General features: G+C 61.0%; 18 protein-coding genes. 10 read left to right on the top strand and 8 right to left on the bottom strand.

All coding sequences use genetic code 11. From position 1 onward, the window contains the following. Positions 1–31: 31 nt before the first annotated feature. From BLU52_RS15960 to BLU52_RS15945, 4 genes are all read left to right on the top strand, one after another. A complete protein-coding gene (locus BLU52_RS15960; protein ID WP_090284742.1) occupies positions 32–739 on the top strand; it encodes a TetR/AcrR family transcriptional regulator in 708 nt (235 codons plus the stop codon). A gap of 158 nt (positions 740–897) precedes the next feature. After that, positions 898–1,908, top strand: a complete 1,011-nt coding sequence (nagZ, locus tag BLU52_RS15955) for a beta-N-acetylhexosaminidase (RefSeq protein WP_090284740.1) — start codon at positions 898–900, stop codon at positions 1,906–1,908. 11 nt (positions 1,909–1,919) lie between these two features. After that, on the top strand, positions 1,920–2,657 hold the full coding sequence (locus tag BLU52_RS15950; RefSeq protein ID WP_090284738.1) for an S-methyl-5'-thioinosine phosphorylase: 738 nt from the start codon (positions 1,920–1,922) through the stop codon (positions 2,655–2,657). Between the two features lie 9 nt (positions 2,658–2,666). Next, the gene (locus tag BLU52_RS15945) at positions 2,667–5,960 is read left to right on the top strand and encodes a DEAD/DEAH box helicase (RefSeq protein ID WP_090284736.1); all 3,294 of its coding nucleotides are present in this window, start codon (positions 2,667–2,669) and stop codon (positions 5,958–5,960) included. A gap of 125 nt (positions 5,961–6,085) precedes the next feature. Here BLU52_RS15945 and BLU52_RS15940 read toward each other — a convergent pair whose 3' ends face one another. Genes BLU52_RS15940 through mfd form a run of 3 tightly spaced genes read right to left on the bottom strand, consistent with a single transcriptional unit; the run spans position 6,086 to position 12,813 of the window. After that, positions 6,086–8,776 (bottom strand): DEAD/DEAH box helicase, encoded by a 2,691-nt coding sequence (locus BLU52_RS15940; protein ID WP_090284734.1) that lies wholly within the window; start codon positions 8,774–8,776, stop codon positions 6,086–6,088. 11 nt (positions 8,777–8,787) lie between these two features. Next, positions 8,788–9,354: a CsiV family protein gene (locus BLU52_RS15935; RefSeq protein ID WP_090284732.1), complete on the bottom strand. Its 567-nt coding sequence runs from the start codon at positions 9,352–9,354 to the stop codon at positions 8,788–8,790. Positions 9,355–9,363: 9 nt separating this feature from the next. After that, positions 9,364–12,813 (bottom strand): transcription-repair coupling factor, encoded by a 3,450-nt coding sequence (mfd, locus tag BLU52_RS15930; RefSeq protein WP_090284730.1) that lies wholly within the window; start codon positions 12,811–12,813, stop codon positions 9,364–9,366. Positions 12,814–13,167: 354 nt separating this feature from the next. Here mfd and BLU52_RS15925 point away from each other — a divergent pair, with 354 nt between their 5' ends. Beyond that, positions 13,168–14,631 (top strand): glyceraldehyde-3-phosphate dehydrogenase, encoded by a 1,464-nt coding sequence (locus tag BLU52_RS15925; RefSeq protein WP_016775482.1) that lies wholly within the window; start codon positions 13,168–13,170, stop codon positions 14,629–14,631. Between the two features lie 173 nt (positions 14,632–14,804). Here the strand turns inward: BLU52_RS15925 and tcuC are convergent, their stop codons facing one another. Then, entirely contained in the window at positions 14,805–16,103 is a 1,299-nt protein-coding gene (tcuC, locus tag BLU52_RS15920; RefSeq protein WP_090284728.1) for an MFS transporter, read from the bottom strand. A 75-nt stretch (positions 16,104–16,178) separates the two neighbouring features. Between tcuC and BLU52_RS15915 the strand changes: the two genes are divergently transcribed. Then, positions 16,179–17,225, top strand: coding sequence for an FAD:protein FMN transferase (locus tag BLU52_RS15915; RefSeq protein WP_167359901.1), 1,047 nt, complete (start codon positions 16,179–16,181; stop codon positions 17,223–17,225). Between the two features lie 201 nt (positions 17,226–17,426). After that, the gene (sthA, locus tag BLU52_RS15910; protein WP_090284726.1) at positions 17,427–18,821 is read left to right on the top strand and encodes a Si-specific NAD(P)(+) transhydrogenase; all 1,395 of its coding nucleotides are present in this window, start codon (positions 17,427–17,429) and stop codon (positions 18,819–18,821) included. 42 nt (positions 18,822–18,863) lie between these two features. Here the strand turns inward: sthA and BLU52_RS15905 are convergent, their stop codons facing one another. Further along, positions 18,864–19,586, bottom strand: coding sequence for a glycerophosphodiester phosphodiesterase (locus BLU52_RS15905; protein WP_090284724.1), 723 nt, complete (start codon positions 19,584–19,586; stop codon positions 18,864–18,866). A 14-nt stretch (positions 19,587–19,600) separates the two neighbouring features. Further along, positions 19,601–20,182, bottom strand: coding sequence for a PilZ domain-containing protein (locus tag BLU52_RS15900; RefSeq protein WP_090284722.1), 582 nt, complete (start codon positions 20,180–20,182; stop codon positions 19,601–19,603). Positions 20,183–20,276: 94 nt separating this feature from the next. Between BLU52_RS15900 and BLU52_RS15895 the strand changes: the two genes are divergently transcribed. From BLU52_RS15895 to BLU52_RS15885, 3 genes are all read left to right on the top strand, one after another. Continuing rightward, positions 20,277–21,527: a lipoprotein-releasing ABC transporter permease subunit gene (locus tag BLU52_RS15895; RefSeq protein ID WP_090284720.1), complete on the top strand. Its 1,251-nt coding sequence runs from the start codon at positions 20,277–20,279 to the stop codon at positions 21,525–21,527. After that, a complete protein-coding gene (gene lolD, locus BLU52_RS15890; protein WP_090284717.1) occupies positions 21,520–22,218 on the top strand; it encodes a lipoprotein-releasing ABC transporter ATP-binding protein LolD in 699 nt (232 codons plus the stop codon). The genes BLU52_RS15895 and lolD overlap by 8 nt, the downstream gene beginning before the upstream one ends. Before the next feature lie 63 nt (positions 22,219–22,281). Beyond that, the gene (locus BLU52_RS15885; protein WP_090284715.1) at positions 22,282–23,526 is read left to right on the top strand and encodes a lipoprotein-releasing ABC transporter permease subunit; all 1,245 of its coding nucleotides are present in this window, start codon (positions 22,282–22,284) and stop codon (positions 23,524–23,526) included. A gap of 108 nt (positions 23,527–23,634) precedes the next feature. Here the strand turns inward: BLU52_RS15885 and BLU52_RS15880 are convergent, their stop codons facing one another. Both BLU52_RS15880 and BLU52_RS15875 read right to left on the bottom strand, forming a co-directional pair. Further along, the gene (locus BLU52_RS15880) at positions 23,635–24,984 is read right to left on the bottom strand and encodes a heavy metal sensor histidine kinase (protein WP_090284713.1); all 1,350 of its coding nucleotides are present in this window, start codon (positions 24,982–24,984) and stop codon (positions 23,635–23,637) included. Further along, positions 24,984–25,664 (bottom strand): heavy metal response regulator transcription factor, encoded by a 681-nt coding sequence (locus BLU52_RS15875; protein ID WP_090284711.1) that lies wholly within the window; start codon positions 25,662–25,664, stop codon positions 24,984–24,986. The genes BLU52_RS15880 and BLU52_RS15875 overlap by 1 nt, the downstream gene beginning before the upstream one ends. Positions 25,665–25,796: the final 132 nt, after the last annotated feature.

Here is a 25,796-nt window from a genome sequence, read left to right as displayed (position 1 = left end):
TTCAAACAAGTGTTTGTCAGGCGGAGTAGCCATGGCCCAGTCGGAAACCGTTGAACGCATTCTTGATGCTGCCGAGCAATTGTTCGCGGAGAAAGGTTTCGCAGAAACCTCATTGCGTTTGATTACCAGCAAGGCCGGCGTCAACCTGGCAGCGGTTAACTATCACTTCGGCTCGAAGAAAGCGCTGATCCAGGCCGTGTTCTCGCGATTCCTCGGGCCGTTCTGCATCAGCCTCGACAAAGAGCTGGAGCGGCGTCAGGCCAAGCCTGACAATAAGCCGACCCTAGAGGAGCTGCTGGAAATTCTCGTTGAGCAGGCGCTGGTGGTTCAACCGCGCAGCGGCAACGACCTGTCGATCTTCATGCGTTTGCTCGGCCTTGCCTTCAGTCAGAGCCAGGGCCACTTGCGGCGTTATCTCGAAGACATGTACGGCAAGGTATTTCGTCGCTACATGTTGCTGGTTAATGAAGCGGCACCGCGCATTCCACCGATCGAGTTGTTCTGGCGCGTGCACTTCATGCTCGGCGCGGCCGCGTTCAGCATGTCCGGTATCAAAGCCTTGCGGGCGATTGCCGAGACCGATTTCGGCGTCAATACCTCGATCGAGCAAGTGATGCGCCTGATGGTGCCATTTCTCGCGGCCGGCATGCGCGCTGAAACCGGCGTCACTGATGCAGCCATGGCCACTGCGCAGTTGCGTCCGCGCAGCAAATCAACCCCGGTCGCCGCCAAGGTTTGACCGCACACGGGTGGGCGCGGCAGCGGGGATCCGCTAAGCTAGCCGCCCATGCCGATTCTCGTTCTGAACCCGATCAACAGAAAAATCGCTGACCTGCCGAGCGCTGCTCACGGCAGCGACTGGCTGTCGATCGGGTTTTCTGTTTCCAAGGAATTTTTATGACTGCTGGCCTGCAAGGCTCGTTGATGGTGGACGTCGCCGGTACCTGGCTGACGGCCGAAGATCGCCAATTGTTGCGCCAGCCCGAAGTGGGCGGCCTGATCATTTTTGCCCGCAACATTGAGCATCCACGTCAAGTGCGTGAGCTCAGTGCGGCGATTCGCGCGGTTCGCCCGGATCTGTTGCTGGCAGTGGATCAGGAAGGCGGTCGGGTGCAGCGTTTGCGTCAGGGCTTCGTGCGTTTGCCAGCGATGCGCGCCATTGCCGATAACCCGAACGCCGAATACCTGGCCGAGCAGTGCGGCTGGATCATGGCCACCGAAGTGCTGGCGGTCGGTCTCGACCTGAGTTTTGCTCCGGTGCTCGATCTGGACTATCAGCGCAGCGCCGTGGTCGGCACCCGTTCGTTCGAAGGCGACCCGGCCCGCGCCGCGGTGCTCGCCGGAGCCTTCATTCGCGGCATGAACAGCGCTGGCATGGCCGCCACCGGCAAGCATTTCCCCGGCCACGGTTGGGCCGAGGCGGATTCGCATGTGGCGATCCCGAACGACGAGCGCAGCCTGGAAGAGATCCGCGCCAACGACCTTGTGCCCTTCGCCAGGCTCAGCAAACAGCTGGCTGCGGTAATGCCGGCTCACGTCATTTACCCGCAAGTCGATGCGCAACCGGCCGGTTTCTCTCGCCGCTGGTTGCAGGACATCCTGCGCGGCGAATTGCAGTTTGACGGGGTGATCTTCAGCGATGACCTGTCGATGGCCGGCGCTCACGTGGTCGGCGATGCCGCCAGCCGCATCGAAGCCGCGCTTACCGCCGGTTGCGACATGGGTCTGGTGTGCAACGACCGCGCCGCCGCCGAACTCGCGCTCAGCGCCGCGCAGCGCATGAAGGTCAAGCCGTCCGCGCGTATTGCACGCATGCGTGGTCAGGCCTTTGCCAGCACCGATTATCGTCAGGATCCGCGTTGGCTGACCGCCATCGGCGCGCTCAAAGACGCTCAACTGATCGATTAAGGATTTTCGCTATGACCGTTTACGCAATCATCGGTGGCACCGGGCTGACCCAGCTCGAAGGCTTGAGCATTCGCCAGTCGCTGGCGGTGGACACCCCGTATGGCGCGCCGTCGGCCGAGGTGCAGATTGGCGAGTACGCCGGCAAGGAAGTGCTGTTCCTCGCCCGTCACGGCCATCCGCATCGCTTTCCGCCGCACAAGGTCAACTACCGCGCCAACCTCTGGGCGTTGAAGCAGGCCGGTGCTGAAGCGATCATCGCGGTCAATGCGGTGGGCGGGATTCATTCGGCCATGGGCACCGGGCATTTCTGCGTGCCGCATCAGATCGTCGACTACACCAGCGGCCGCGAGCACACCTTTTTCGCCGATGACCTGGAACACGTCACCCACATCGATTTCAGCTTTCCCTACAGCGAAGCGCTGCGCCAGCGCTTGATCGCCGCCGTCGCCGCCGAAGGCTGCGAGTACAGCGACCAGGGCGTTTATGCCTGCACCCAGGGCCCGCGTCTGGAGACGGTCGCCGAGATCGTGCGCCTGGAACGTGACGGCTGCGACATCGTCGGTATGACCGGCATGCCGGAAGCCGCGCTGGCGCGAGAGCTGGACCTGGATTACGCCTGCCTGGCATTGGTGGTGAACCCGGCGGCGGGCAAGACGACCGAAGTGATCACCATGGCCGAGATCGAGCAGGCGCTGCACGCTGGCATGGGTAAGGTCAAATCGACGTTGGCGCGGGTATTGGCCGGCTAAGGACTGTTCATGAGCGCGCTTATCGAGGAAATCCTTTCGCTGCCGTGGACCGACACGTTCACTAGCAACGCGCTGGCCAAGGCTCGCGCTTATGCGCTAGAGGATCGCGTCGAGATCCTCGAAGTCAATGACAGGCAAATCACCGCATTCTGCGTCGGGTCCAATCAGACAGCCTATGAGCAAACCCTTTCCATAGCCAGGCACCGAGGCGCGGGCGGGCTGCTTTGCTATTGCTCGTGTCCGGTGGGCTTCGACTGCAAGCATTGTGCGGCGGTGCTTTATTGTCTGGATATGAATGTCAGCGAAGCCTCCGGGCAGGAGGCTACGGTTGAGCTCGGTCGCTCACTCGAGCATTGGCTTTCGACGATCCCGGTGGCCGTCCAGCCTGCAGACGAAAAAACTTCGCAAGCGGCGAGCACGCGGCTGTTTTATCAACTGAAGGCTTCACCGGTTGCCGGCAAATGGCAGTTGGATATTTTCAAGGTTTACCAGCTCAAGAGCGGTGAGCTGCGTGACGTCAAACCGTTGTACTCGCTGTCGGACCTGTTGATGCGCCAGCCTGGTTATCTGACCGAGCAGGATCTGCGCATTGCCCGGCTGCTGGTGGCGATGCACTCCCATCACGCCTATTACAGCGGTTATCCGCTGGAGGGCAGCAGCGGTGCCGAACTGCTGGAAATGCTCCTGCGCACGTCGCGCCTGTTTCTCGATTTTCAAACCTTGCAGCCGCTGACGGCAGGCGCCAACCGCAGTGCGCAGTTTGCCTGGTCCGTACAGGCTGACGGCAGTTATCGCCCGCAATGGACAAGTGCCGAGGCGCCGGTGGAAAACGTGCTGGCGCTGGAGCCGCTTTATTACCTGGATCGCGAGCACCGCCAGATCGGCCTGTTACTCAATGATCTCGATGAGAAGCTGGCCTGCCACCTGGCCCTGGCACCGGAGATTCCGGCTCAACAGGCGTTGCAATTCAGTCATCGCATGAGCGCAGCGACCAAAGTGGCGCCACCGCACAAACTGACGGAACGGATCGTCGAGGATGTGGCTCCCCAGGGTTATCTGATCCTGGCGAGCGGCAAACGCTACACGCGCTGGGAATACGAGCCAGAGCACCGTGCCGCTTTGCTGTTCACCTACGACGGCCATCCGGCGCAGGATCGCAACCCGGAAGTGATGATTCTGTCGGGCGCCGAGACCCGGCGGATTCAGCGCCAACCGGTCGCCGAAAAAGCCTTGCGTCAACAACTGCAAAAACACGGTTTCAAAAAAGCCTCGCGCAAAAGCAGCATCGATCTTCCGGGTGAGATGTTCACGCTGCCCGATGATTCTGCGTGGCTGACCTTTACCCAGCAGGGTATCCCGGTCTTGCGCGATGCTGGCTGGGAGGTCGATGTCGGCAGCAATTTCCATTTCAACGTGGAGCCGGTCGAAGACTGGTACGCCGAGATCGAAGAGGATACCGGTCGGCAGTGGTTCGATCTGCAATTGGGCATTGTCGTCAATGGCGAGCGCCACAGCCTGTTGCCGATTCTTCTGCATCTGCTGCGTAGCCAGCCGCAATTGCTCGATCCTGTTTCCCTCGCAGAGCGCGGTGACGATGAGCTGCTGTTGGTTGAGTTGAAGGGCGGGCGCATTGATGCTGCCGACGGTGGCAAAGTCGCACTGCCTTACGGCCGGGTCAAACCGCTGATGGCCACGCTCAGTGAGTTGTATCTGGGCGGCCATCGCGTTGAAAGCTTACGCTTGAGCGCCCCGGACGCGGCGCGTCTGACGCTGCTCGACGGGATGCCGCTGACCTGGCAGGGCGGCGAACGCCTGCGCAGTTTTGCCCAACGCCTGCGTGAATCGACTTACACACCGGTCGCCGCACCTGCCGGCCTCAACGCGCAGTTGCGTCCGTATCAGCTCGAAGGCCTGAACTGGATGCAGACCCTGCGCGAACTGGGGGTGGGCGGCATTCTCGGCGATGACATGGGGCTGGGCAAAACCCTGCAGACCCTGGCGCATCTGCTGACGGAAAAACAGGCCGGGCGCCTTGATCAACCGGCCTTGGCGGTCATGCCCACCAGCCTGATTCCGAACTGGCTGGACGAGGCGCAGCGCTTCACTCCGCAGTTGAAGGTGCTTGCGCTGCACGGATCGGTACGGCAAAAAGACTTCGCCAGCCTGACCGAATACGATCTGGTGCTGACCACCTATGCGTTGCTGCCACGGGATCTGGAAGTGCTGCAGCCGCAGCCGTGGAGCGTGCTGATTCTCGATGAAGCGCAAAACATCAAGAACCCGGTAAGCAAGGCCGCTCAGGCCGCCCGCGATTTGCAGGCCAGTCAGCGCCTGTGCCTGAGCGGCACGCCGCTGGAAAATCACCTGGGCGAGCTGTGGTCGCAGTTCCACTTTCTGATGCCGGGTTGGCTGGGCGACAGCAAAACCTTCAATCGCGACTACCGCACGCCGATCGAAAAACACGGCAATGCCGGGCGCATGCAGCACCTGACCGCGCGGATAAAACCGTTCCTGCTGCGGCGCAAGAAAGATCAGGTGGCCACCGAGCTGCCGCCGAAAACCGAAATCGTGCATTGGGTCGAACTCAGCGATGGCCAGCGCGACGTCTATGAAACCGTGCGCGTGGCCATGGACAAAAAGGTCCGCGACGAAATCGCCCGGAGTGGCGTTGCGCGCAGCCAGATCATCATTCTCGATGCGCTGCTGAAGTTGCGCCAGGTGTGTTGCGACTTGCGGCTGATCAACACGCCGCTGACGGCCAAGGCGCTGCGTTCCGGCAGCGGCAAGTTGATCAGTCTGATGGAAATGCTTGAGGAGTTGCTCGGCGAAGGGCGGCGGATTCTGCTGTTCTCGCAATTCACCTCGATGCTCGCATTGATCGAGCAGGAACTGCAGCAGCGCGGGATCGGCTATTCATTGCTGACTGGTGATACCACCGATCGGCGTACACCGGTGAAGGACTTTCAGGGCGGCAAGGTGCCGCTGTTTCTGATCAGCCTCAAGGCCGGCGGCACTGGTTTGAACCTGACCGCCGCCGACACGGTGATTCACTTCGATCCGTGGTGGAACCCGGCGGTGGAGAATCAGGCCACCGATCGGGCGTACCGGATCGGGCAGAACAACCCGGTGTTCGTCTACAAGCTGATTGCCCGTGGCACGGTGGAAGAAAAAATCCAGGCGTTGCAGCAAGAGAAGGCTGCGCTGGCCGGGGCGGTGCTGGAAGGGGGTACGACGGGTGGGTTCAAATTGGAGCAGGGCGATATCGAGGCGCTGTTTGCGCCGTTGCCTGTTTCCAAGGGTTGAGCTTCGGTTTTAATCGTTAGACCGAGGTGATGCCTTTCGCGAGCAGGCTCACTCCTACAGGGGACGCATTTCAAACTGTAGGAGTGAGCCTGCTCGCGATAGCTATCCAGCCAGCGACGCCGATTTCAGCGCTTGTCGATCTTGTCCGGCAATGGCGCAAACAACGCTTCGATATCATCGCTCTGCAACTTCCAGTCTCCGGCCTTTCGCCCATCCAGCACGCCCGCTGCAAGGTCGGATTTTTCCTTTTGCAGGTGTTGAATCTTCTCTTCCACGGTACCGCGGGCAATCATCTTGTACACGAAGACCGGTTTTTCCTGGCCAATCCGGTATGCCCGGTCCGTCGCCTGATTCTCGGTCGCCGGGTTCCACCACGGGTCGTAGTGAATCACCGTGTCCGCCTCGGTCAGGTTCAACCCCACACCGCCAGCCTTCAGACTGATCAGAAAGATCTGACGTTTGCCGCTCTGGAATTCCTTCACTGGCGTGCGCCGATCACGGGTCTGGCCGGTCAGCAGTGCGTAGGCGATCTTGCGTTTTTTCAGTTCGTCTTCGATCAGCGCGAGCATCGAGGTGAACTGGGAAAACAGCAAAATCCGCCGACCTTCCTCAAACAACTCTTCGAGCATTTCCATCAGGCTATCGAGCTTGCCCGAGGTGCTGCCGCGGGCGGGCAGGGTGGCGTCGTTGACCAGGCGCAGGTCGCAGCAGACCTGACGTAGCTTGAGCAGTGCCTCGAGAATGATGATCTGGCTGCGCGCCACGCCCTTGCGGGTGATCTCGTCGCGGACTTTCTTGTCCATGGCCAGGCGCATGGTTTCGTAGACGTCGCGTTGCGCTTCGTTGAGATCGACCCAATGGATGATCTCGGTTTTCGGCGGCAATTCGGTCGCCACCTGCTCTTTGGTACGGCGCAGCAGAAACGGTTTGATCCGACCGTTGAGGTGCTGAAGCCTGACTTCACTGCCGCGCTTTTCAATCGGCACACGGTAATCGGCGTTGAAGCTTTTCACATCGCCGAGCCAGCCCGGCAGCAGGAAGTGGAACAGCGACCACAGTTCGCCCAGATGGTTTTCCAGCGGCGTGCCGCTCAGGCACAGGCGTTGGCGCGCGTTCAATTCGCGGGCGGCTTGGGCGGCTTTGCTGTTGGGATTCTTGATGTACTGCGCCTCATCCAGCACCAAGACGTGCAGCGGCTGTTTCGCCAGGCGCTCGACGTCTTTGGGCAGTAGCGCGTAGGTAGTAAGGATCAGGTCGAAATCCGCGAGGTGATCAAAGTGCTTTTTGCGAGTGGCACCGTACAGCGCGACCACCTTCAATTGCGGCGTGAAGTGCGCGGCTTCGTCGAGCCAGTTCGGAATCAGGCTGGTCGGCATCACCACCATGCACGGCCGATCAAGGCGCCCGGCGTTTTTCTCGCTGAGAATATGCGCCAGGGTCTGTAAGGTTTTGCCCAGGCCCATGTCATCCGCAAGAATCCCGCCGACTTCCAGTTGCCGCAGCGATTGCATCCAGCTCAAGCCTTCGAGCTGATAAGGGCGCAAGGTTGCGTTCAGACCTTCAGGCGCTTCAGCGCTGAAGTCGCGGATGTCGCGCAAGCGCTGGGCAAACGTGCGGATCTGTTCGCCACCCTCCCACAGCAGCGGAATGCCCTCCAGCGAATTGAGGCGTGTGGCATCCGCCTTGCTCAGGCGCAGGGTAGTTTCGCCCGGCTCCTGTAAGTAGAACTCGCCCAACGTCATCAACACCGGTTTTAAACGGCCAAGCGGCAGCGCCACTTGCAGCGGCCCATGCTCGCTGTTGCGCTGCGGAATGTTGACCAGAATCAGCTCGTCATCGCGACGGCGGGCCAGACGTTCCGGGTTGAGGATTTCCGCGTGCGAGCGCATCAGGTTGAGCAGGATCGGCAGCAGGCTCAGGCGCTCACCGTTGACGATGATCCCCAGTTCCAGATCAAACCAGTCGCGCTCAGGCGCCTGTTCGACGGTGGCGTACCAGTCATCCACGGCCGTCAGGTCGAAGCCGAATTCTTCGTCGATCTGCAGTTCCCAGCCCTGACTGCGCAACTTCGGCAGGTCGTTGAGGGTGAAGGTCAGCCAGGCGCTGTCGTTGACCATTTCATACAGTTCGCCAGCGCTTTCCGGCAGGGCTTTGCTCTGCCTTGTGGCGATGCGGAAGCCGAGGATGCGCAACTGCTCGCGGTAGGACTGCTCGACGTCGGGGTGGCGTTTGACGCGCAGGGTTTGGGTGTCCTGACGAATCAGGATGTCGCTGTTTTTCTGCCCGCTGACGTACTCGTCCAGATAGCTGAACGACAGCGCCGCACGGTGCTGGATATAGCGCTGCATGCGCCCGTTGCGTGGTTCGAATGCGCTGAACTCGACGCTGGCCAGCCACAGGCGGGGCAACGGTTGCACATTATCGACCAGCACTTGTGGCGGCGCTTTCGGGCCGCGGTTTTCCAGCACTGCCTGAAGTTTTTCCAGCAACTCGGCGTCTTTGGCGGCAGCGGGGTAATCGAGGGTTTCCTGGACTTTCAGCAGCACCGCCGCGCAGTGTTTGCAGTTGTTGCGAACAGGGCAGGTGCAACCGGCGTCGACCAGCAACAAGGTGCCTTTGGCCGACTCGCGCAAGTGAATGGTCTGACGGTAGACACTGCCGCCAGAGCCTTCGCAACTGGCGGTAATGGTCGCATCGCCGACCTGGGCGATGCGCACGCGGTTTTCCAGGGCATAGCGGCGGCCGCGCTCCAGGCTCTGTTCCTTGAACCGGCTGACCCACGAGGGTGCCAGCGGTTTGCTCAGGGGCGGTGACATAGGGACTTCGATCAGTCCGGTACGACTTCAGGCGCTTCCCGTGGCGCAGGTGCGGTCAGGGAAGTGATCTTGATCAGCAGGGCCAGGTGGCCGTTGTCGAGGTAATTGAGCTGGCCATTCTTGGTGTGGCTGTCCTGTTTCAAGCGCTCACTGGCGGTGACCAGGCCATTGGCGTCGATCTGATTGACCCAGAAATCGGCACTCACATCGGTGAAGCGGCCGAGTTTCATTTCCAGCGTGCCCTCGATCGGGAACTGACCGAATTGCTCCTGACCGTCGCTGACCGCAACTTTCGCCGGCGTTTCGCCCAGCGTCTGCTGCCAGGCCTTGTGCAGCAGCACGGTGTAGTCGCCGCTGGCGCCGAGTTTGCTGACCACGTCGTTCAGCGCTGGCGTGCGTTGGCTGTCATCGCTCAGGCGCTGCGCGCCGGCGGCCCAGTCTTCCGGCGCGGCGCGACTGACGATGACGGGTACGGCATTCTGGCGGACCAGAATCATTTCGACCTGATAGGTATCGTCGGCAAATGCCGCAGGTGCTACCAAAGCCAGTAGCAAAGTCAGCGAGCGAAACAGGCGCATTGGGCGTCCTTAAACAGTTTTCGGGAGGAGGCGCTCGAACAACGCCTCTACAGTATTAAAGCGCTCTTCCGGGCGTTCCATGGGCACCTGGAACTTGAACATCGTCGCGCCTTCGAATTTGTAGCGTTTTGGTTGCGTCTGGATCAGCTTGATCAGCGTCATCGGGTCCACCGGCGTCTGCGCCTCGAACTCGATTCGACCACCTTGGGGGCCGCCGTCGACTTTCTTGATGCCGAGCTTTTCCGCCTGCAATTTCAGCGCGGTGATGCGCACCAGATTCTTGGTTGGCTCCGGCAGCAAGCCGAAACGGTCGATCATCTCGACCTGCAGATCTTTCAGGCCTTCCTCGTCGGTGGCCGAGGCGATGCGTTTATACAGAATCAGACGTGCATGGACATCCGGCAGATAATCTTCCGGAATCAGCGCCGGCACCCGCAGGTTGACTTCCGGGCCGCCACCGAGCGGTTGATCGAGATTCGGTTGCTCGCCCTTGCGGATCGACTTCACCGCGCGTTCGAGCATTTCCATGTACAGGGTGAAACCCACTGCCTGGATCTGCCCGCTCTGGCCGTCGCCGAGCAATTCACCGGCGCCACGGATTTCCAGGTCGTTGGTCGCCAGCACAAAACCGGCGCCGAGATCCTGAGTGTTGGCGATCGCTTCCAGGCGCTTTTCCGCGTCCGAGGTGATTTGCTGGCGCGGCGGGGTCAGCAGGTAGGCGTAAGCCTGGTGGTGGCTGCGGCCGACACGACCACGCAATTGGTGCAACTGCGCCAGGCCGAACTTGTCGGCGCGTTCGATGATGATGGTGTTGGCGCTCGGCACGTCGATACCGGTCTCGATGATGGTCGAGGCGATCAGCACGTTGAAACGCTTGTGATAGAAATCGCTCATCACCTGCTCGAGTTCGCGCTCGCGCATCTGCCCGTGGCCGATACCGATACGGGCTTCCGGTACCAGTTCGGCGAGGTCGGCGGCGCATTTCTCGATGGTCTTCACATCGTTGTGCAGGTAGTAGACCTGACCGCCACGCAGCAGCTCACGCAGCAGGGCTTCCTTGACCGTGCTTTTGTTCTGCTCCATGACGAAGGTGCGCACCGACAAACGTCGTGCCGGCGGCGTGGCGATGATCGACAGGTCGCGCATGCCCGACACCGCCATGTTCAGCGTGCGCGGGATTGGCGTCGCGGTCAGGGTCAGGATGTCGACTTCGCTGCGCAGGGCCTTGAGCTGTTCTTTCTGGCGCACCCCGAAACGGTGTTCTTCGTCGATGATCACCAGCCCGAGGTTTTTGATCTTCACATCGTCGGACAGCAACTTGTGCGTGCCGATGACGATGTCGATCTTGCCTTCGGCCAGATCGGCGATGGCCGCATTCACTTCCTTGGCGGACTTGAAGCGGCTCATCACTTCCACTGTCACCGGCCAGTCGGCGAAGCGATCGCGAAAGCTGTTGTAGTGCTGCTGGGCGAGGAGGGTGGTCGGCACCAGAATCGCCACTTGTCGACCGCCGTGCACGGCAATGAACGCCGCGCGCATCGCCACTTCGGTCTTGCCGAAGCCGACGTCGCCGCAGACCAGCCGGTCCATCGGTTTCGGCGCGAGCATGTCTTCGCGCACCGCTTCGATGGTCGATTGCTGATCCGGGGTTTCTTCGAACGGGAAGCCGGCGCTGAACGTCGCGTAATCGGCTTTCGGGTCGGCGAACGCATAGCCTTCGCGGGCGGCACGACGGGCATAGATGTCGAGCAGTTCGGCGGCGACGTCACGCACCTGTTCGGCGGCTTTGCGCTTGGCTTTCTGCCAGGTTTCCGAGCCGAGGCGATGCAGCGGCGCCAGCGAGTCGTCGCTGCCGGTATAACGTGCGATCAGGTGCAGGTTGGCCACCGGCACATAGAGCTTGGCGTTCTCGGCGTATTCCAGGGTGAGGAATTCGGCGGCCTGATTGTCGATTTCCAGAATCGTCAGGCCCAGGTAGCGGCCGACACCGTGGTCGATGTGCACCACCGGCGCGCCTTCGCGCAGTTCGGTGAGGTTCTTGATCACCGCGTCGTTGCTGACGTCGCTGCGTTTCTCGCGACGCCGGCGCTGCATGACGCGCTGACCGAACAGCGGACTTTCCGCGACCAGCGCCAGCGCCGGATCGTCGAGCGCCATGCCTTCATCAAGTGGCGCAATGGTGATCGCCAGACGATCCTTGCTTGCAACAAAATCCGGCCAGCTATCGACGGTTTTCGGCCGCAGCTTCAGGCGTTCGAGCAGCTCCAGCAACACTTCGCGCCGGCCTGCGGATTCGGCGGTGAACAGCACACGACCGGGGAACTCATCGAGGAACGCGGCGAGCGCGGCCAGCGGTTGTGTGGCTTTGGCTTCGATCGCCAGATCCGGCAGCGCGTGCGCCGGAAAACGTTCGCGGCCGACACCGGTTTCCACGTCCTGTTGGCTGGCCACCACACGCGGCCAGCTCTTCAGGCGGGCGAAGCAGTCTTCGACCGGCAGGAACAATTCGGCCGGCGGCAATAAAGGACGCGAAGGATCGACGCGGCGTTCTTCATAACGATTGCGCACGTCGTTCCAGAAATTCTCCGCGGCCTGCTCGATGCCCGGCAGCGAAAACACTTGCGTGTCCTGCGGCAGGTAATCGAACAGCGTCGAGGTTTCGTCAAAGAACAGCGGCAGGTAGTACTCGATACCGGCCGGTGTGATGCCGCTGCTCAGGTCCTGAAAGATCGGGCAGCGGCGGAAATCGACGTCGAAGCGCTCACGGAAGCGCGCCTTGAAGCGGGTGACCGCGTCTTTCTGCAGCGGGAATTCCCGCGCCGGCAGCAGCTTGACCGACTCGACCTTGTCGATCGAACGCTGGGTTTCCGGATCGAAGGTGCGCAGGGTTTCGATTTCGTCGTCGAACAGATCGATACGATAGGGCAGTTTGCTGCCCATCGGGAACAGATCGATCAGCGCGCCGCGGACGGTGAATTCGCCGTGCTCATACACCGTGTCGACGTAGCGATAGCCGCTGGCTTCAAGCCGCGAGCGCATCTGCTCGACGTCGAGCTTCTGACCGATATCCAGCACCAGACTGCTGCCGAGCAGGAACCGGGTCGGCGCCAGACGATGCAAGGCCGTGGTAATCGGCACCACCAGCACGCCATGCACCAGTTCCGGCAGCCTGTATAAGGCGGCGATACGCTGGGAGATGATGTCCTGGTGCGGCGAGAACAGGTCGTAGGGCAGGGTTTCCCAGTCGGGGAAATGCAGAACGGGCAAATCCGGGGCGAAGAAACTCAGCTCCTGTTCCAGCCGTTCAGCGCTCTGGCTGTCGGCGGTCAGTAGCAGGGTGAAGCGCTTGGCAGCGCTGGCAGCCTCGGCAATCGCCAGACTGAGGGCAGCACCGGGCAGATTGCCCCAGTGCTGTTTGCCTGCCTCGGCAGGGAGTAGCGGTAGACGCAGAACAGGCACGGAAGGTTGAGCTCCAGGCTTTGCGACAAAGTCGGTAATTGTAGCGGCGTCGGGTGTCGGCTGTCAGTTGCAGACTACGTCTATCTTCACTGTTTTGACGAAATGTAGTGGTAACCATAAAAACGAGCAGTTTTTATGGGGTTATGTAGTGCCGAAATCGGGTGGTGTTACGGAGGGTTACGGACATCGTCTAACACTCGTCGAAAAATTGACTGCGCTACAGGCCGCGGATTTACTGGGCTGGCGCGGGGCGTTAATTTTTTGAACGGAAATTTGTTACCGATTGCGCGACAAGCGCGCATTGCTACGGCAGGTTGTCGGCGGCATAATGTAGCCCCTTTTTTCTGCCCCTACATGTGGAAGGTTACCGTGACTCAGAAGCCCGACCAGTGTCTTGGTGAATGGATCGACCGTGAAGCACTCGCAGAAGCGATGATTCCGCTTATCGGTCAGCTCTACCGCAATAACAACGTGGTGAGCTCGATCTATGGCCGCAGTCTGATCAACCAGTCTGTCATCGCGATTCTCAAAGCCCACCGCTTTGCTCGCCACCGTTCTTCCGACGACAGCGAACTCTCCGTCCACGAAACATTCCCGCTGCTCAAAGCCATGAGCGAGCTCAAGCTCGGCGCGGCTTCGGTGGATCTGGGCAAGCTGGCGTTCAAATTCCGTAACGAAGGCAATGGCCGCAGCGCCGAGCAGTTCGTTCGTGAAGAAATGGCTGACGTGGTTGGCCAGCAGAACGCTTCCGCACGTAAAGGCACCGACGTCGTGCTGTACGGCTTCGGTCGTATCGGCCGCCTGCTGGCGCGCATCCTGATCGAGAAAACCGGTGGTGGCGACGGCCTGCGTCTGCGCGCCATCGTCGTGCGCAAAGGCGCCGAAAACGACCTGACCAAACGCGCCAGCCTGCTGCGCCGCGATTCGGTACACGGTTCGTTCAACGGCACCATTACCATCGACGAAGAAAACAACACCATCACCGCCAACGGTAACCTGATCCAGGTGATCTACGCGAAGAACCCGACCGAGGTGGATTACACCCAGTACGGCATCAAAGACGCGCTGCTGGTGGACAACACCGGCGTATGGCGTGATGCCGATGGCCTCGGTCAGCACCTGGCGTGCCCGGGTATCGACCGCGTTGTTCTGACTGCGCCTGGCAAAGGCAAGCTGAAGAACATCGTTCACGGCATCAACCACGGTGAAATCACTGCTGACGACAAGATCGTGTCCGCTGCTTCCTGCACCACCAACGCCATCGTGCCGGTGCTGAAAGCTGTAAATGACAAGTTCGGCATCATCAACGGTCACGTCGAAACCGTTCATTCGTACACCAACGACCAGAACCTGATCGACAACTTCCACAAGGGCGACCGTCGTGGTCGCAGCGCCGCGCTGAACATGGTGATCACCGAGACCGGTGCTGCCACCGCTGCTGCCAAGGCCTTGCCTGAGCTGGCCGGCAAGCTGACCGGTAACGCGATCCGCGTTCCGACGCCGAACGTGTCGATGGCCATTCTCAACCTCAACCTTGAGAAAGCCGCCACCCGTGAAGAGATGAACGAGTACCTGCGCTACATGGCGCTGCACTCCGAGCTGCACAAGCAGATCGACTTCGTCAATTCGCAGGAAGTGGTGTCCACCGACTTCGTTGGCTCGCGCCACGCCGGTGTGGTCGACGCCGAAGCGACCATCGTTCAGGACAACCGCGTTGTATTGTACGTCTGGTACGACAACGAGTTCGGCTACAGCTGCCAGGTGGTTCGCGTGATGGAAGACATGGCTGATGTAAATCCGCCAGCGTTCCCGCGCTAAGCCTTAGCTGCACATGAAAACGCCCCGACCTGTGTCGGGGCGTTTTTGTTTGTGTGCCTTTTGGAAGAGTGGTGGCAGAGCTGGCCTCATCGCCAGCAGGCTGGCTCCCACCTTGGATCTGCGCCGCTCAGAAAATCCCTTGTGGGAGCTAGCCTGCTAGCGATGGCGTCGGATCAGGCGCCGCCGGGTACAGCGGCCTGCGCAGTCCGCAGTTCATGCCGGTTCCCGCGGAACAACACCAGCGTCGCAATCAACCCCAACACCGCCGCGCCACTCAGCCAGATCCCCGGCGCGGCCTTGTTGTCCAGCACATGAATCAGATAAGTACACGCTGCCGGAGTAAACCCGCCAAACGTCGCGGTCGCCAGGCTGTAGGCCAGCGAGAACCCGGTGGTGCGCACTTCGACCGGCATGATTTCGGTCAGCGCCACGACCATCGCGCCGTTGTACGAGCCGTAGAGGAACGACAGCCACAATTCGACGATCAGCAAATGGCTGAAACTCGGATTCGCCACCAGCCACGACAGCGCCGGGTAAGCGGTGAGGATCGCCAGAATCGTCGCCGCGAGCAGCAGCGGCTTGCGCCCGATCCGGTCGGACACCGAACCCATCACTGGCAGCCAGAAAAAGTTCGACAAGCCGATGCACACCGTCACCAGCAGAGCTTCGAGATCGGACAAGTGCAGCTCAGCCTTGCCGAAGGTCGGGGTGTAGGCGGTAATCAGGTAGAAAGACACGGTGGTCATCACCACCAGCGCCATGCCAGCGATGACGATGCCAAAGTTCTGCCCGATCGAGCGGACAATTTCGCGCAGGGTAGGGCGGTGTTTTCTGGCCTGGAACTCGGGTGTTTCTTCCAGCGAACGGCGAATGACGAAGATCACCGGCACGATCATGCAGCCGATCAGGAACGGCACGCGCCAGCCCCAGTCGCCCATCTGCTCCGGGCTCAGCCAATGGTTTAGGCCGACGCCAAGCAGTCCGGCAAAGACCACCGCTGCTTGCTGGCTCGCGGACTGCCAACTGACGAAGAAACCTTTGCGCCCCGGCGTGGAAATTTCCGCCAGATACACCGAAACACCGCCCAGCTCGACGCCGGCCGAGAAGCCTTGCAGCAAACGGCCGAACAGCACCAGCAGCGGTGCGGCGACGCCGAGCGTCGCATAGCCCGGCACGCAGGCGATCAGCACCGTACCGGCGGCCATCATTGCCAGAGTAATGATCAGGCCTTTGCGCCGACCGTGGCGGTCGATGTAAGCGCCAAGGAAGATCGCCCCGAGCGGACGCATCAGGAAACCGGCGCCGAAGGTCGCCAGCGATAGCATCAACGACGCGAAGGCGCTGTCGGTGGGAAAGAAGGTCTTGGCAATGGCCGTGGCGTAAAAGCCGTAGACCATGAAGTCGAACATCTCGAGGAAGTTGCCGCTGACAACACGAAAGATCGCTTTGCCGGTGCCCGGGGTGGTGGACATGGTCGGTTACTCACTGTTTCAATTTTATAAAAAGGCGTGCCGCCCGGCGGGAGCGCACGGGCGCTGTAGTTCATAATGGCCGCCATGGTTTTGCGCAGAGATGAAGATTTGTTAACTGGACGCTGGGCGGGGCTTGTGATGTTGGCGGCGGTGTTGGCCGGCTGTGGCAATGGCGACACCCAGGAGGTGGTCGGCGGTGCGACCATGGGCAGCACGTGGTCGGTCAAATATGTGCGCCACGCTGGGCTTGCCGATCCCGCGCAAGTTCGTCGTGAAGTGGAAGGCATCCTCGGCGAAGTCGATCGTCAGTTGTCCACCTACCGCAACGATTCGGACATTGAGCGTTTCAACGCTTTGCCGGCCAACAGTTGTCAGACCATGCCGGCGTCGGTGCTCGAATTGATTGGTGTCGGCGAAAAGCTTGCTGTTGAAAGCGAAGGTTCCTACGACCTCACCGTCGAGCCATTGCTGAACCTGTGGGGCTTCGGTCCGCAAGGTCGGCGGGAAAAGATCCCTTCCAGCGCTGCCGTCGCCGAGGTGATGCAGCGTGTCGGCCATCGGCATCTGCGCATCGACGGCGAGCGATTGTGCAAGGACGCGGCCGTCGAAGTCGATTTCAACAGCCTCGCCGCCGGTTACGCGGTCGATACCATCGCCGCCAGGCTGCAAGCCATGGGCATCGACAATTACCTGGCCGAAGCCACGGGCGAGTTGAAGGCGCAAGGCAGGAAACCCGACGGCTCGCCCTGGCGCATTGCGCTGGAAGCACCGCGCGATGATCATCAGGTTGCAGAGCGCGTCATTGATATCGACGGGTACGCGGTCTCGACCTCTGGCGACTACCGTAACTATTTTCTGCAAGACGGCCGGCGCTATTCCCACGCCTTCGATGCCCGCAGCGGTGCGCCCGTCCTACATGATCTGGCGTCCGTCACGGTGATTCATCCTTCAGCGTTGATGGCCGATGGACTATCGACGCTGTTGCTGATTCTCGGCCCGCAAAGGGCAGCGGACTATGCCCAAACGCATGACATTGCTGCATTCTTTGTCGAGCGTGCCGATACAGGTTTTGTCATCCGCAGCAGTCCGGCGTTCGAGCGGCTGGTTGGCGCAAAAAACTGACTGAAGACGACACGAAAGCTGGCGTTGTAGTGCAGGCAAAAGTAGCCTACGACGCGACCAAGGGTTAATGTGCGCGGCGTTGACGCTTCTATAGACTGTGTCCGGGTTCTGTACTGGCCCCCAATTGTTCCTTCGCGCCGCCGTTCGGCGTGATTTAGCCGCCGGTGCTGCTGGCACCGCGGCCTGTTCTGAGGAGTACGCATGGCTGTCTACAACTACGACGTGGTGGTACTGGGTTCCGGCCCGGCGGGAGAAGGCGCGGCAATGAATGCCGCCAAAGCGGGGCGCAAGGTCGCGATGGTCGACAGCCGTCGCCAGGTCGGCGGCAACTGCACCCACCTCGGCACCATCCCGTCCAAGGCACTGCGTCACTCGGTGCGGCAGATCATGCAGTTCAACACCAACCCGATGTTCCGCGCGATCGGCGAGCCACGCTGGTTCTCTTTTCCGGACGTGTTGAAAAGCGCTGAAAAAGTCATTTCCAAGCAAGTCGCCTCGCGCACCGGCTACTACGCCCGTAACCGCGTCGACGTGTTCTTCGGCACCGGCAGCTTCGCCGACGAGCAGACCATCGAAGTGGTTTGCGGCAATGGCGTGGTCGAAAAACTGGTGGCCAAGCACATCATCATCGCCACCGGCTCGCGCCCGTATCGCCCGGCCGACATCGATTTCCACCACCCGCGTATCTACGATAGCGACACCATCCTCAGCCTCGGCCACACTCCGCGCAAACTGATCGTTTACGGCGCAGGTGTGATCGGCTGCGAATACGCTTCGATCTTCAGTGGTCTGGGTGTGCTGGTGGAACTGGTCGACAACCGTGGGCAGTTGCTGAGCTTCCTCGACTCGGAAATCTCCCAGGCGTTGAGCTACCACTTCAGCAACAACAACATCACCGTGCGCCACAACGAGGACTACGACCGCGTTGAAGGCGTCGACAACGGCGTGATCCTGCACCTCAAGTCCGGCAAGAAGATCAAGGCTGACGCCTTGCTCTGGTGCAACGGCCGTACCGGTAATACCGATCAGCTGGGTCTGGAAAACATCGGCGTCAAGGTCAACAGCCGTGGCCAGATCGAAGTCGACCAGAACTACCGCACCTGTGTAGAGAACATCTACGGTGCCGGCGACGTGATCGGCTGGCCGAGCCTGGCCAGTGCCGCTCACGACCAGGGCCGTTCGGCGGCGGGCAGCATCGTCGACAATGGCAGCTGGCGCTTCGTCAATGACGTGCCGACCGGCATCTACACCATTCCGGAGATCAGCTCGATCGGCAAGAACGAGCAGGAACTGACCCAAGCGAAAGTGCCGTACGAAGTCGGCAAGGCGTTCTTCAAGAGCATGGCGCGCGCGCAGATCGCCGGCGAGCCGCAAGGCATGCTGAAGATCCTCTTCCACCGCGAAACCCTGGAAGTGCTGGGCGTGCACTGCTTCGGTTATCAGGCGTCGGAGATCGTCCACATCGGTCAGGCGATCATGAACCAGCCGGGCGAACTGAACACGCTGAAGTATTTCGTCAACACCACGTTCAACTACCCGACCATGGCCGAAGCCTATCGGGTAGCCGCGTACGACGGCCTCAACCGGCTTTTTTGACGGGCTCCGGCCGGTGGCCTGAGCCGGCCGGGGAGACCGATTTCAGCAATTCTCAAGGGTGGCAGTGGCCAAACCGGGAAAGTCTGTAATCAGGCTGTCAACGCCGAAGTCGGCGAGTCTGCGCATCAGCGCAGGCTCGTTGACGGTCCACACCGACACATGCAGCCCCTGACGCTGCGCCTTCTGCAGGCGTTCCGGCGTACACAGTGTCCAGTTCAGCGCGAGAATTTCACAGCCGTAGCTTGCCGCGACCTTCAACGGGTCGAGCCAGGCGTATTCGGCGACCAGTCCACGCGACACATCCGGCACCAGATCCAGCGCCGCTTTCAGCACTTCCCGCGAACTCGAGGTGATCGTCACCTTGTCCAACAGGCCATGGCGCTGAGCCATTTCGCGAATCGCCAGCACGGTGGTTGCCGCGCGGGTGCGCGAAGCGCTCTTGACTTCCAGCTGCCAATGCTCGAAATCACACTTCTCGAACAACTCTTCCAGCGTCGGAATCGGGCACGGTTTGACCCAGCCCGGCCCGCCCTTGCGCGCGTCATAGGTGACCAGCTCGGCGGCGGTGTGCTCGACCACCTTGCCGCGCCGGTCGGTGGTGCGCTTGAGCGTCGGGTCATGAATGACCATCAACTCGCCGTCCTTGGAGAGGTGCAGATCCAGTTCGCAGCGGCGCACGCCGTGCGCAAGACAGGCCTGAAAACTGCTCAGGGTGTTTTCCGGTGCTTCGCCCTTGGCGCCGCGGTGGCCGTAGATAAGGGTCACGGTTCTTCCTTAAGTTAAATGCCTGATTCGTTCTGTTCGCGGGCCAGACGTCGTTCCTGTGCCTGCTTCTGCAAGATATAGCGGGCCAGCAATTGGCGCTGGGCGTCGGTCAAATGTTCGAACTCGGTGCCGACGTCGTAGCCATTGCCCTTGGGATCACAGTGAGTCACCCGGGCGCGCAGCAGCAGGCCCAGGGCCTGTGGCATCAGCACCAGTTTCACCGACAGGTGCGCACCGGTGGCGATAGGTGTCGGGTACTGAAACTCGATGCCGCCTTCGGAGATGATCACCGGTTGCGGCTCGCCGATGTGGCCGAGCACGGTCAGGGCGACCACCTGGCTGAGCAGGTCGATGCGTTTGTTCTGTGATTTGAGGAATGCAGCGATGGCGCGGTCGCGCTCGCTGATCTGGCGCAACAGGTGCTGCGACTCGAATTCGCTCAGGTGCAGTTCGCTGAGCAGGTTGAAGAGGGGGGAAGCATCCTGCAACACTTCCTCGCCTGCGGCTTCGGGAGCGGACAGGGGCCGAATTTCCAGTGCGATCATGTCCTCGATACGGTAGTATTCGCGGCGATCTTCTTCATCTAATGTCGACATGGCGAACCCATGGTAGCGGCGGTGGTCTGAGTGTAAAGCTGGTTATCGACCCCCGCCACAAGGACGTTCCTTTTCCCTCCGAACAAGCCCCGACATGTTCAGACCTCTCTTCGTATTTATCGGCACGCGTTATACCCGTGCAAAGCGCCGCAATCATTTTGTGTCCTTCATTTCCCTGACTTCGATGATCGGGCTCGCCCTTGGCGTGGTCGTGATGATCGTCGTGCTGTCGGTGATGAACGGCTTCGATCATGAGATGCGCACCCGCGTGCTGGGCATGGTGCCCCACGCCACCCTGGAAACCGGCGAGCCGATCAACGACTGGCAGAACCTCGCCGCCAAGGTGAAACAGAATCGGCAGGTGGCGGCAGTAGCGCCGTTCACCCAGATGCAGGGCCTGCTGACCAATAACGGTCAGGTTTCCAAAGTCCTGCTCAATGCCATCGACCCGGCGTTAGAGCGCAACGTGTCGATCATCGACAACTTCATGAAGCAGGGCAAACTCGACGACCTGACGCCGGGCAGCTTCGGCATCGTCATCGGCGACAAGGCCGCGACCAAGCTGGGCGTGGGCATCGGTGACAAGGTGACCTTCGTTGCGCCGGAAGTCAGCGTGACCCCGGCCGGGATGTTCCCGCGCATGAAGCGCTTCACCGTAGTCGGCATTTTTCACGTCGGCGCCGGCGAGCTCGACGGCTATCTGGGCGTGACCAACCTGCAGGATCTGGCGAAGATGCATCGCTGGAAAGCCGATCAGGTGCAGGGCCTGCGCCTGAAGTTCGACGACCTGTTCCAGGCGCCGCGCGAGGCGTGGAATATTGCCCAGCAGCTCGGCGAGGACCGTTACTACGCCCGCGACTGGACCCGCACCCACGGCAATCTGTATCAGGCGATCCGCATGGAAAAAGCCATGATCGGCCTACTGTTGCTGCTGATCGTTGCCGTCGCCGCGTTCAACATCATTTCCACGCTGGTGATGGTGGTCAACGACAAGAAGGGCGACATCGCCATCCTGCGCACCTTGGGCGCGACACCGGGCACGATCATGCGCACGTTCATGGTGCAGGGCACAGTGATCGGCGTGGTCGGCACCGCAATCGGCGCAGTGGTCGGTATTTTCGCCGCGCTCAACGTCAGCGCAGCAATCGCCGCACTGGAAGGCCTGATCGGCCACAAATTCCTTAATGCTGACGTGTATTTCATCGATTATCTTCCTTCGCAGGTACAGAGCCAGGACGTGGTCATGGTCTGCGCTGCTGCGTTGGTCCTGAGTTTCCTCGCCACCCTGTATCCCGCCTGGCGTGCCGCGCGCACCCAGCCGGCGGAGGCGTTACGTTATGAGTGAGTCGGGCATGAGTGAACAAGCAATCCTGAGCTGCCGCAATCTGGGCAAATCCTATGAAGAAGGCCCGGAGTCGGTGCAAGTGCTGGCCGGCCTGCAACTGGAGTTGCATCCGGGCGAGCGGGTGGCGATCATCGGCAAGTCGGGTTCGGGCAAAAGTACTTTGCTCAACCTGCTCGGCGGCCTCGATACACCGACCCAGGGCAGCGTCTGGCTAGACGGCGAAGAACTCTCGGCCCTGAGCGAGAAGAAGCGCGGCCTGCTGCGTAATCGCGCGCTCGGTTTTGTTTACCAGTTCCACCATTTGCTGCCGGAATTCACTGCGCTGGAAAACGTCTGCATGCCGCTGTTGATCGGCAAGACCGCGATCCCCGAAGCGCGTCAGCGCGCCACGGCCTTGCTGGAACGTGTCGGCCTCGGCCATCGCCTTGAACACAAGCCTTCGGAGTTGTCCGGCGGCGAACGCCAGCGTGTGGCTATCGCCCGGGCGCTGGTGAACAATCCTGGCCTGGTGATGCTCGACGAGCCGACCGGCAACCTCGATCTGCACACGGCCGAAGGCATTCAGGATTTGATGCTCGAACTGAGCACCTCGATGCGCACGGCGTTTCTGGTGGTGACTCACGACATGAATCTCGCGCGCCAGATGGACCGCGTCCTGCAATTGCAGGAAGGTTGCCTGACCCCCATCTGACTGGCTGAAACCCGGCGGCCGTAACGGCGCCGGGTCTTTTATTTTTATACGGTGCCCCAGCGAATGTTCAGACCGTTATCGATCTTTATCGGCACGCGCTATACCCGCGCCAAGCGCCGCAATCGCTTTGTTTCGTTCATCTCGATGACCTCGATGATCGGCCTCGCCCTCGGCGTGCTGGCCATGATCGTGGTGTTGTCGGTGATGAACGGCTTCCAGCGCGAGATGAGCTCGCGCATCCTCGGCATGGTGCCGCACGCGACCATCGTCGGCGTCAAACCGATCGACGATTGGCAACCGGTCGCCGCCGCCGCGATGAATAATCCGGAAGTGACCGCCGCCGTGCCGTTCACTGAGATGGAAGGCATGCTGTCCTACAAGGGTTCGATGCAGCCGATCCAGATCAGCGGTGTCGATCCGGCGCAGGAAGGCAAGGTCTCGATCGTCGCCCAGCACATCGTGCAGGGCCGTCTCGATGCGTTGAAACCTGGCGAGTTCGGCGTGGTGATCGGTGAAATCACCGCGCGACGTTTCCGCCTGAATGTCGGTGACAAGATCACTCTGATCGTGCCGGAAGTCAGCACCGCACCCGGCGGCATCACCCCGCGCATGCAGCGCTTGAATGTGGTCGGCGTGTTCAAGGTCGGCGCCGAGCTGGATGGCTCGATGGGTCTGATTCACGTCGCCGATGCCGCAACCATGCAGCACTGGCAGCCGAATCAGGTGCAAAGCGTGCGGCTGGCGGTCAAGGATCTCTACACGGCGCCGAAGGTCTCCTCGGACATCGCCGCTGGTTTGGGCGCCGAATTCAAGGCTGACGACTGGACCCACACCCAGGGCAGCCTGTTCAGCGCGATGAAAATGGAAAAAACCATGATCGGCCTGCTGTTGCTGATGATCGTCGCTGTAGCGGCATTCAACATCATCGCCACGCTGATCATGGTGGTGAACGACAAGGGCGCGGACATCGCCATCCTGCGCACCATTGGCGCCACGCCACGACAGATCATGGCGATCTTCATGGTCCAGGGCACGGTGATCGGTATCGTCGGCACCATTATTGGCGGCGTGCTGGGCGTGATCGCCGCGCTGAACGTCAGCGAAATGGTCGGCTGGGTCGAGCGCGTCACCGGGCAGCACATCTTCAGTTCAGACGTGTATTTCGTCAGCAACCTGCCTTCGGAATTGCAGGGCGGTGATGTGCTGCTGATCTGCTCGGCGGGCTTTGTTCTGAGCTTCCTGGCGACGGTGTACCCGGCGTGGCGGGCGGCGAAGATCGAGCCGGCGCATGCGCTGCGATATTCGTAACCTGAGTGACCGCAATCGCTAGCAGGCTAGCTCCCACATTGGATCTGCGTCGTTCACAAATCCCCTGTGGGAGCTAGCCTGCTAGCGATGAGGCCGGTACAGCTGGCCTCATTTGCCCTTAGGCAGCTGGATCACAAACCGCGTCACCCCGGCTTCCGATTCGCAATGAATCTGCCCGCCATGGGCGCGAACGATCGATTGGGTAATCGCCAACCCCAGCCCCGCATGTTCATTGCAGCCTTCCTGGCGCGCCGGATCAGCCCGGTAGAAGCGGTCAAACAACCGCGGCAGCAACTCCTCTGAAATTCCTTCTCCACTGTTCTGGATGCAGACGCGAACAGAGTTCGCCTGATCGGCAATGCTCAGCCGCACATAACCTTCAGGCGGGGTAAACCGTAGCGCGTTATCCAGCAGATTCGACAACGCTCGGCGCAACATGCCGCGATCACCGTCGATCCGCGCTTGGCCCTCTCGACTCAATTCAATTCCGGCGTCCTCTGCCAGCGGCGCAAAAAACTCCAGCAGCGCATCGCTTTCATCCGCCAATTCCAGCGCTTCGCGTTTGGGTACCAGCAAGCCGTGATCGGCCTTGGCCAGGTACAACATGTCGTTGACCAGTTGCGCCATCCATTGCAGTTCTTCGAGGTTGCTGTGCAGCGCTTCGCGATAGTCCTCGAGCGGGCGAGGTCGGGTGAGGGTGACCTGGGTGTGGGTCAGCAGGTTCGATAACGGCGTGCGCAGCTCATGGGCGATGTCGGCCGAGAACGCCGAGAGCCGCTGAAACGAGTCGTCGAGGCGTACGAGCATGGCGTTGAAGCTGTGAGCCAATTCGGCAAGCTCGGGCGGCATTTGCGTTTCCGGCAGGCGGGCATCGAGCGACCGTGCGGAAATCCCCCGAGCCACCGCGCTCATTTGCCGTAACGGACGCAAACCGCTGCGCGCCGCCCAAGCGCCGAGCAGCGCGGTGGCCAGCGCGGACAAACCCATGGTCAGCCAGATCAGGCGCTGCATGCGTTGCAGAAAATGCTGGTGGTGGGTGATATCCAGCAGCAGCGTTAGCTGCGGTGAATCCGCCGTGTCCGGGTACAGCGGGGCGCGCAGTACGCGGTAATCGGTACCGCCAGTACTAATCGTCGACAGGCCCGGTTGCAACGGCAGGTTTTGCGGAATTTGTGCCGAGCTGTCATACCAGTGCTGGCCGTCGCCGCTGGAGATCCGCAGTGAGAGATCGGCCTGGCGGCTCAGTTCATCTGCCAGGCGCGCGTCGCGTTGAGCGGGCTGAATATCCTGCAAGGCGCGACGCAGGCCGATGAGTCTGGTCTCCAATTGCTGCTGGTCGAGTTCGATGAAATGCGCCTCGCTAGCGCGATTAAACAGCACGCCGGCGAACAGCGACACCACGGCAGTGCAGGCGGCAAACAGCAGGGCCAGACGCGAACTCAACGACAGCCTGCGCATCAGGCGCCACGCTCTTCGAGCACGTAGCCCATGCCGCGCACGGTGTGGATCAGCTTGTCGGGGAAGTCGTCGTCGATCTTCAGGCGCAAACGGCGGATCGCCACTTCGATGACATTGGTGTCGCTGTCGAAATTCATGTCCCAGACCTGCGAAGCGATCAGCGACTTCGGCAACACCTCGCCCTGGCGGCGCAGGAGCATTTCCAGCAGGGCGAACTCCTTGGCGGTCAGGTCGATGCGCTGACCGCTACGCTCGACACGGCGGCGGATCAGGTCCAGGCGCAGATCAGCCAGTTGCAGGCTGGTTTCCTGCGGGGTGGCGCTGCCGCGACGCAACAGACTGCGCACCCGCGCGAGCAGTTCGGAAAAGGCGAAAGGCTTGACCAGATAATCATCGGCGCCGAGCTCAAGGCCGTGAACCCGGTCTTCCACCGCGTCTTTGGCCGTGAGAAAAAGTACCGGCGTATCCAGTCCGGCACTGCGCACTGCCTGGACGATCTGCCAGCCACTGCGCCCCGGCAGCATCACGTCGAGGATCAGCAAGGCGTAATCACCGCTCAGCGCCAATTGCTGGCCGCTGTTGCCGTCAGCCACCAGCTCCGTGTTGAACCCGGCCTCGGTCAGGCCCTGGCGCAGGTATTGGCCGGTTTTCGCTTGGTCTTCGACAATCAACAGTTTCATGGGCGGCTCGGGTGTTTTCCGGTGTGCAAACGATAGCGTTATACCTTGGCCCCACGCGGCAGGTGCCAACCTGACAAAGTTGTAATCTGCCTGTCAGGTGAGTGCCAGCGCATGGCGGCTAGAGTGTCCCAC

The organism is Pseudomonas granadensis, assembly GCF_900105485.1.
Classification (GTDB): Bacteria; Pseudomonadota; Gammaproteobacteria; order Pseudomonadales; family Pseudomonadaceae; genus Aquipseudomonas; species Aquipseudomonas granadensis.
The sequence above is the reverse complement of the archived record's forward strand: the minus strand, read 5'-3'. Positions and strand labels throughout refer to the sequence as shown.

Coding starts and splice junctions, on each gene's coding strand:
- BLU52_RS15960 (WP_090284742.1), top strand. CDS start 32: ATGGCCCAGTCGGAAACCGTTGAACGCATTCTTGATGCTGCCGAGCAA.
- nagZ (WP_090284740.1), top strand. CDS start 898: ATGACTGCTGGCCTGCAAGGCTCGTTGATGGTGGACGTCGCCGGTACC.
- BLU52_RS15950 (WP_090284738.1), top strand. CDS start 1,920: ATGACCGTTTACGCAATCATCGGTGGCACCGGGCTGACCCAGCTCGAA.
- BLU52_RS15945 (WP_090284736.1), top strand. CDS start 2,667: ATGAGCGCGCTTATCGAGGAAATCCTTTCGCTGCCGTGGACCGACACG.
- BLU52_RS15940 (WP_090284734.1), bottom strand. CDS start 8,776: ATGTCACCGCCCCTGAGCAAACCGCTGGCACCCTCGTGGGTCAGCCGG.
- BLU52_RS15935 (WP_090284732.1), bottom strand. CDS start 9,354: ATGCGCCTGTTTCGCTCGCTGACTTTGCTACTGGCTTTGGTAGCACCT.
- BLU52_RS15925 (WP_016775482.1), top strand. CDS start 13,168: ATGTGGAAGGTTACCGTGACTCAGAAGCCCGACCAGTGTCTTGGTGAA.
- tcuC (WP_090284728.1), bottom strand. CDS start 16,103: ATGTCCACCACCCCGGGCACCGGCAAAGCGATCTTTCGTGTTGTCAGC.
- BLU52_RS15915 (WP_167359901.1), top strand. CDS start 16,179: ATGGCCGCCATGGTTTTGCGCAGAGATGAAGATTTGTTAACTGGACGC.
- sthA (WP_090284726.1), top strand. CDS start 17,427: ATGGCTGTCTACAACTACGACGTGGTGGTACTGGGTTCCGGCCCGGCG.
- BLU52_RS15900 (WP_090284722.1), bottom strand. CDS start 20,182: ATGTCGACATTAGATGAAGAAGATCGCCGCGAATACTACCGTATCGAG.
- BLU52_RS15895 (WP_090284720.1), top strand. CDS start 20,277: ATGTTCAGACCTCTCTTCGTATTTATCGGCACGCGTTATACCCGTGCA.
- lolD (WP_090284717.1), top strand. CDS start 21,520: ATGAGTGAGTCGGGCATGAGTGAACAAGCAATCCTGAGCTGCCGCAAT.
- BLU52_RS15885 (WP_090284715.1), top strand. CDS start 22,282: ATGTTCAGACCGTTATCGATCTTTATCGGCACGCGCTATACCCGCGCC.
- BLU52_RS15880 (WP_090284713.1), bottom strand. CDS start 24,984: ATGCGCAGGCTGTCGTTGAGTTCGCGTCTGGCCCTGCTGTTTGCCGCC.
- BLU52_RS15875 (WP_090284711.1), bottom strand. CDS start 25,664: ATGAAACTGTTGATTGTCGAAGACCAAGCGAAAACCGGCCAATACCTG.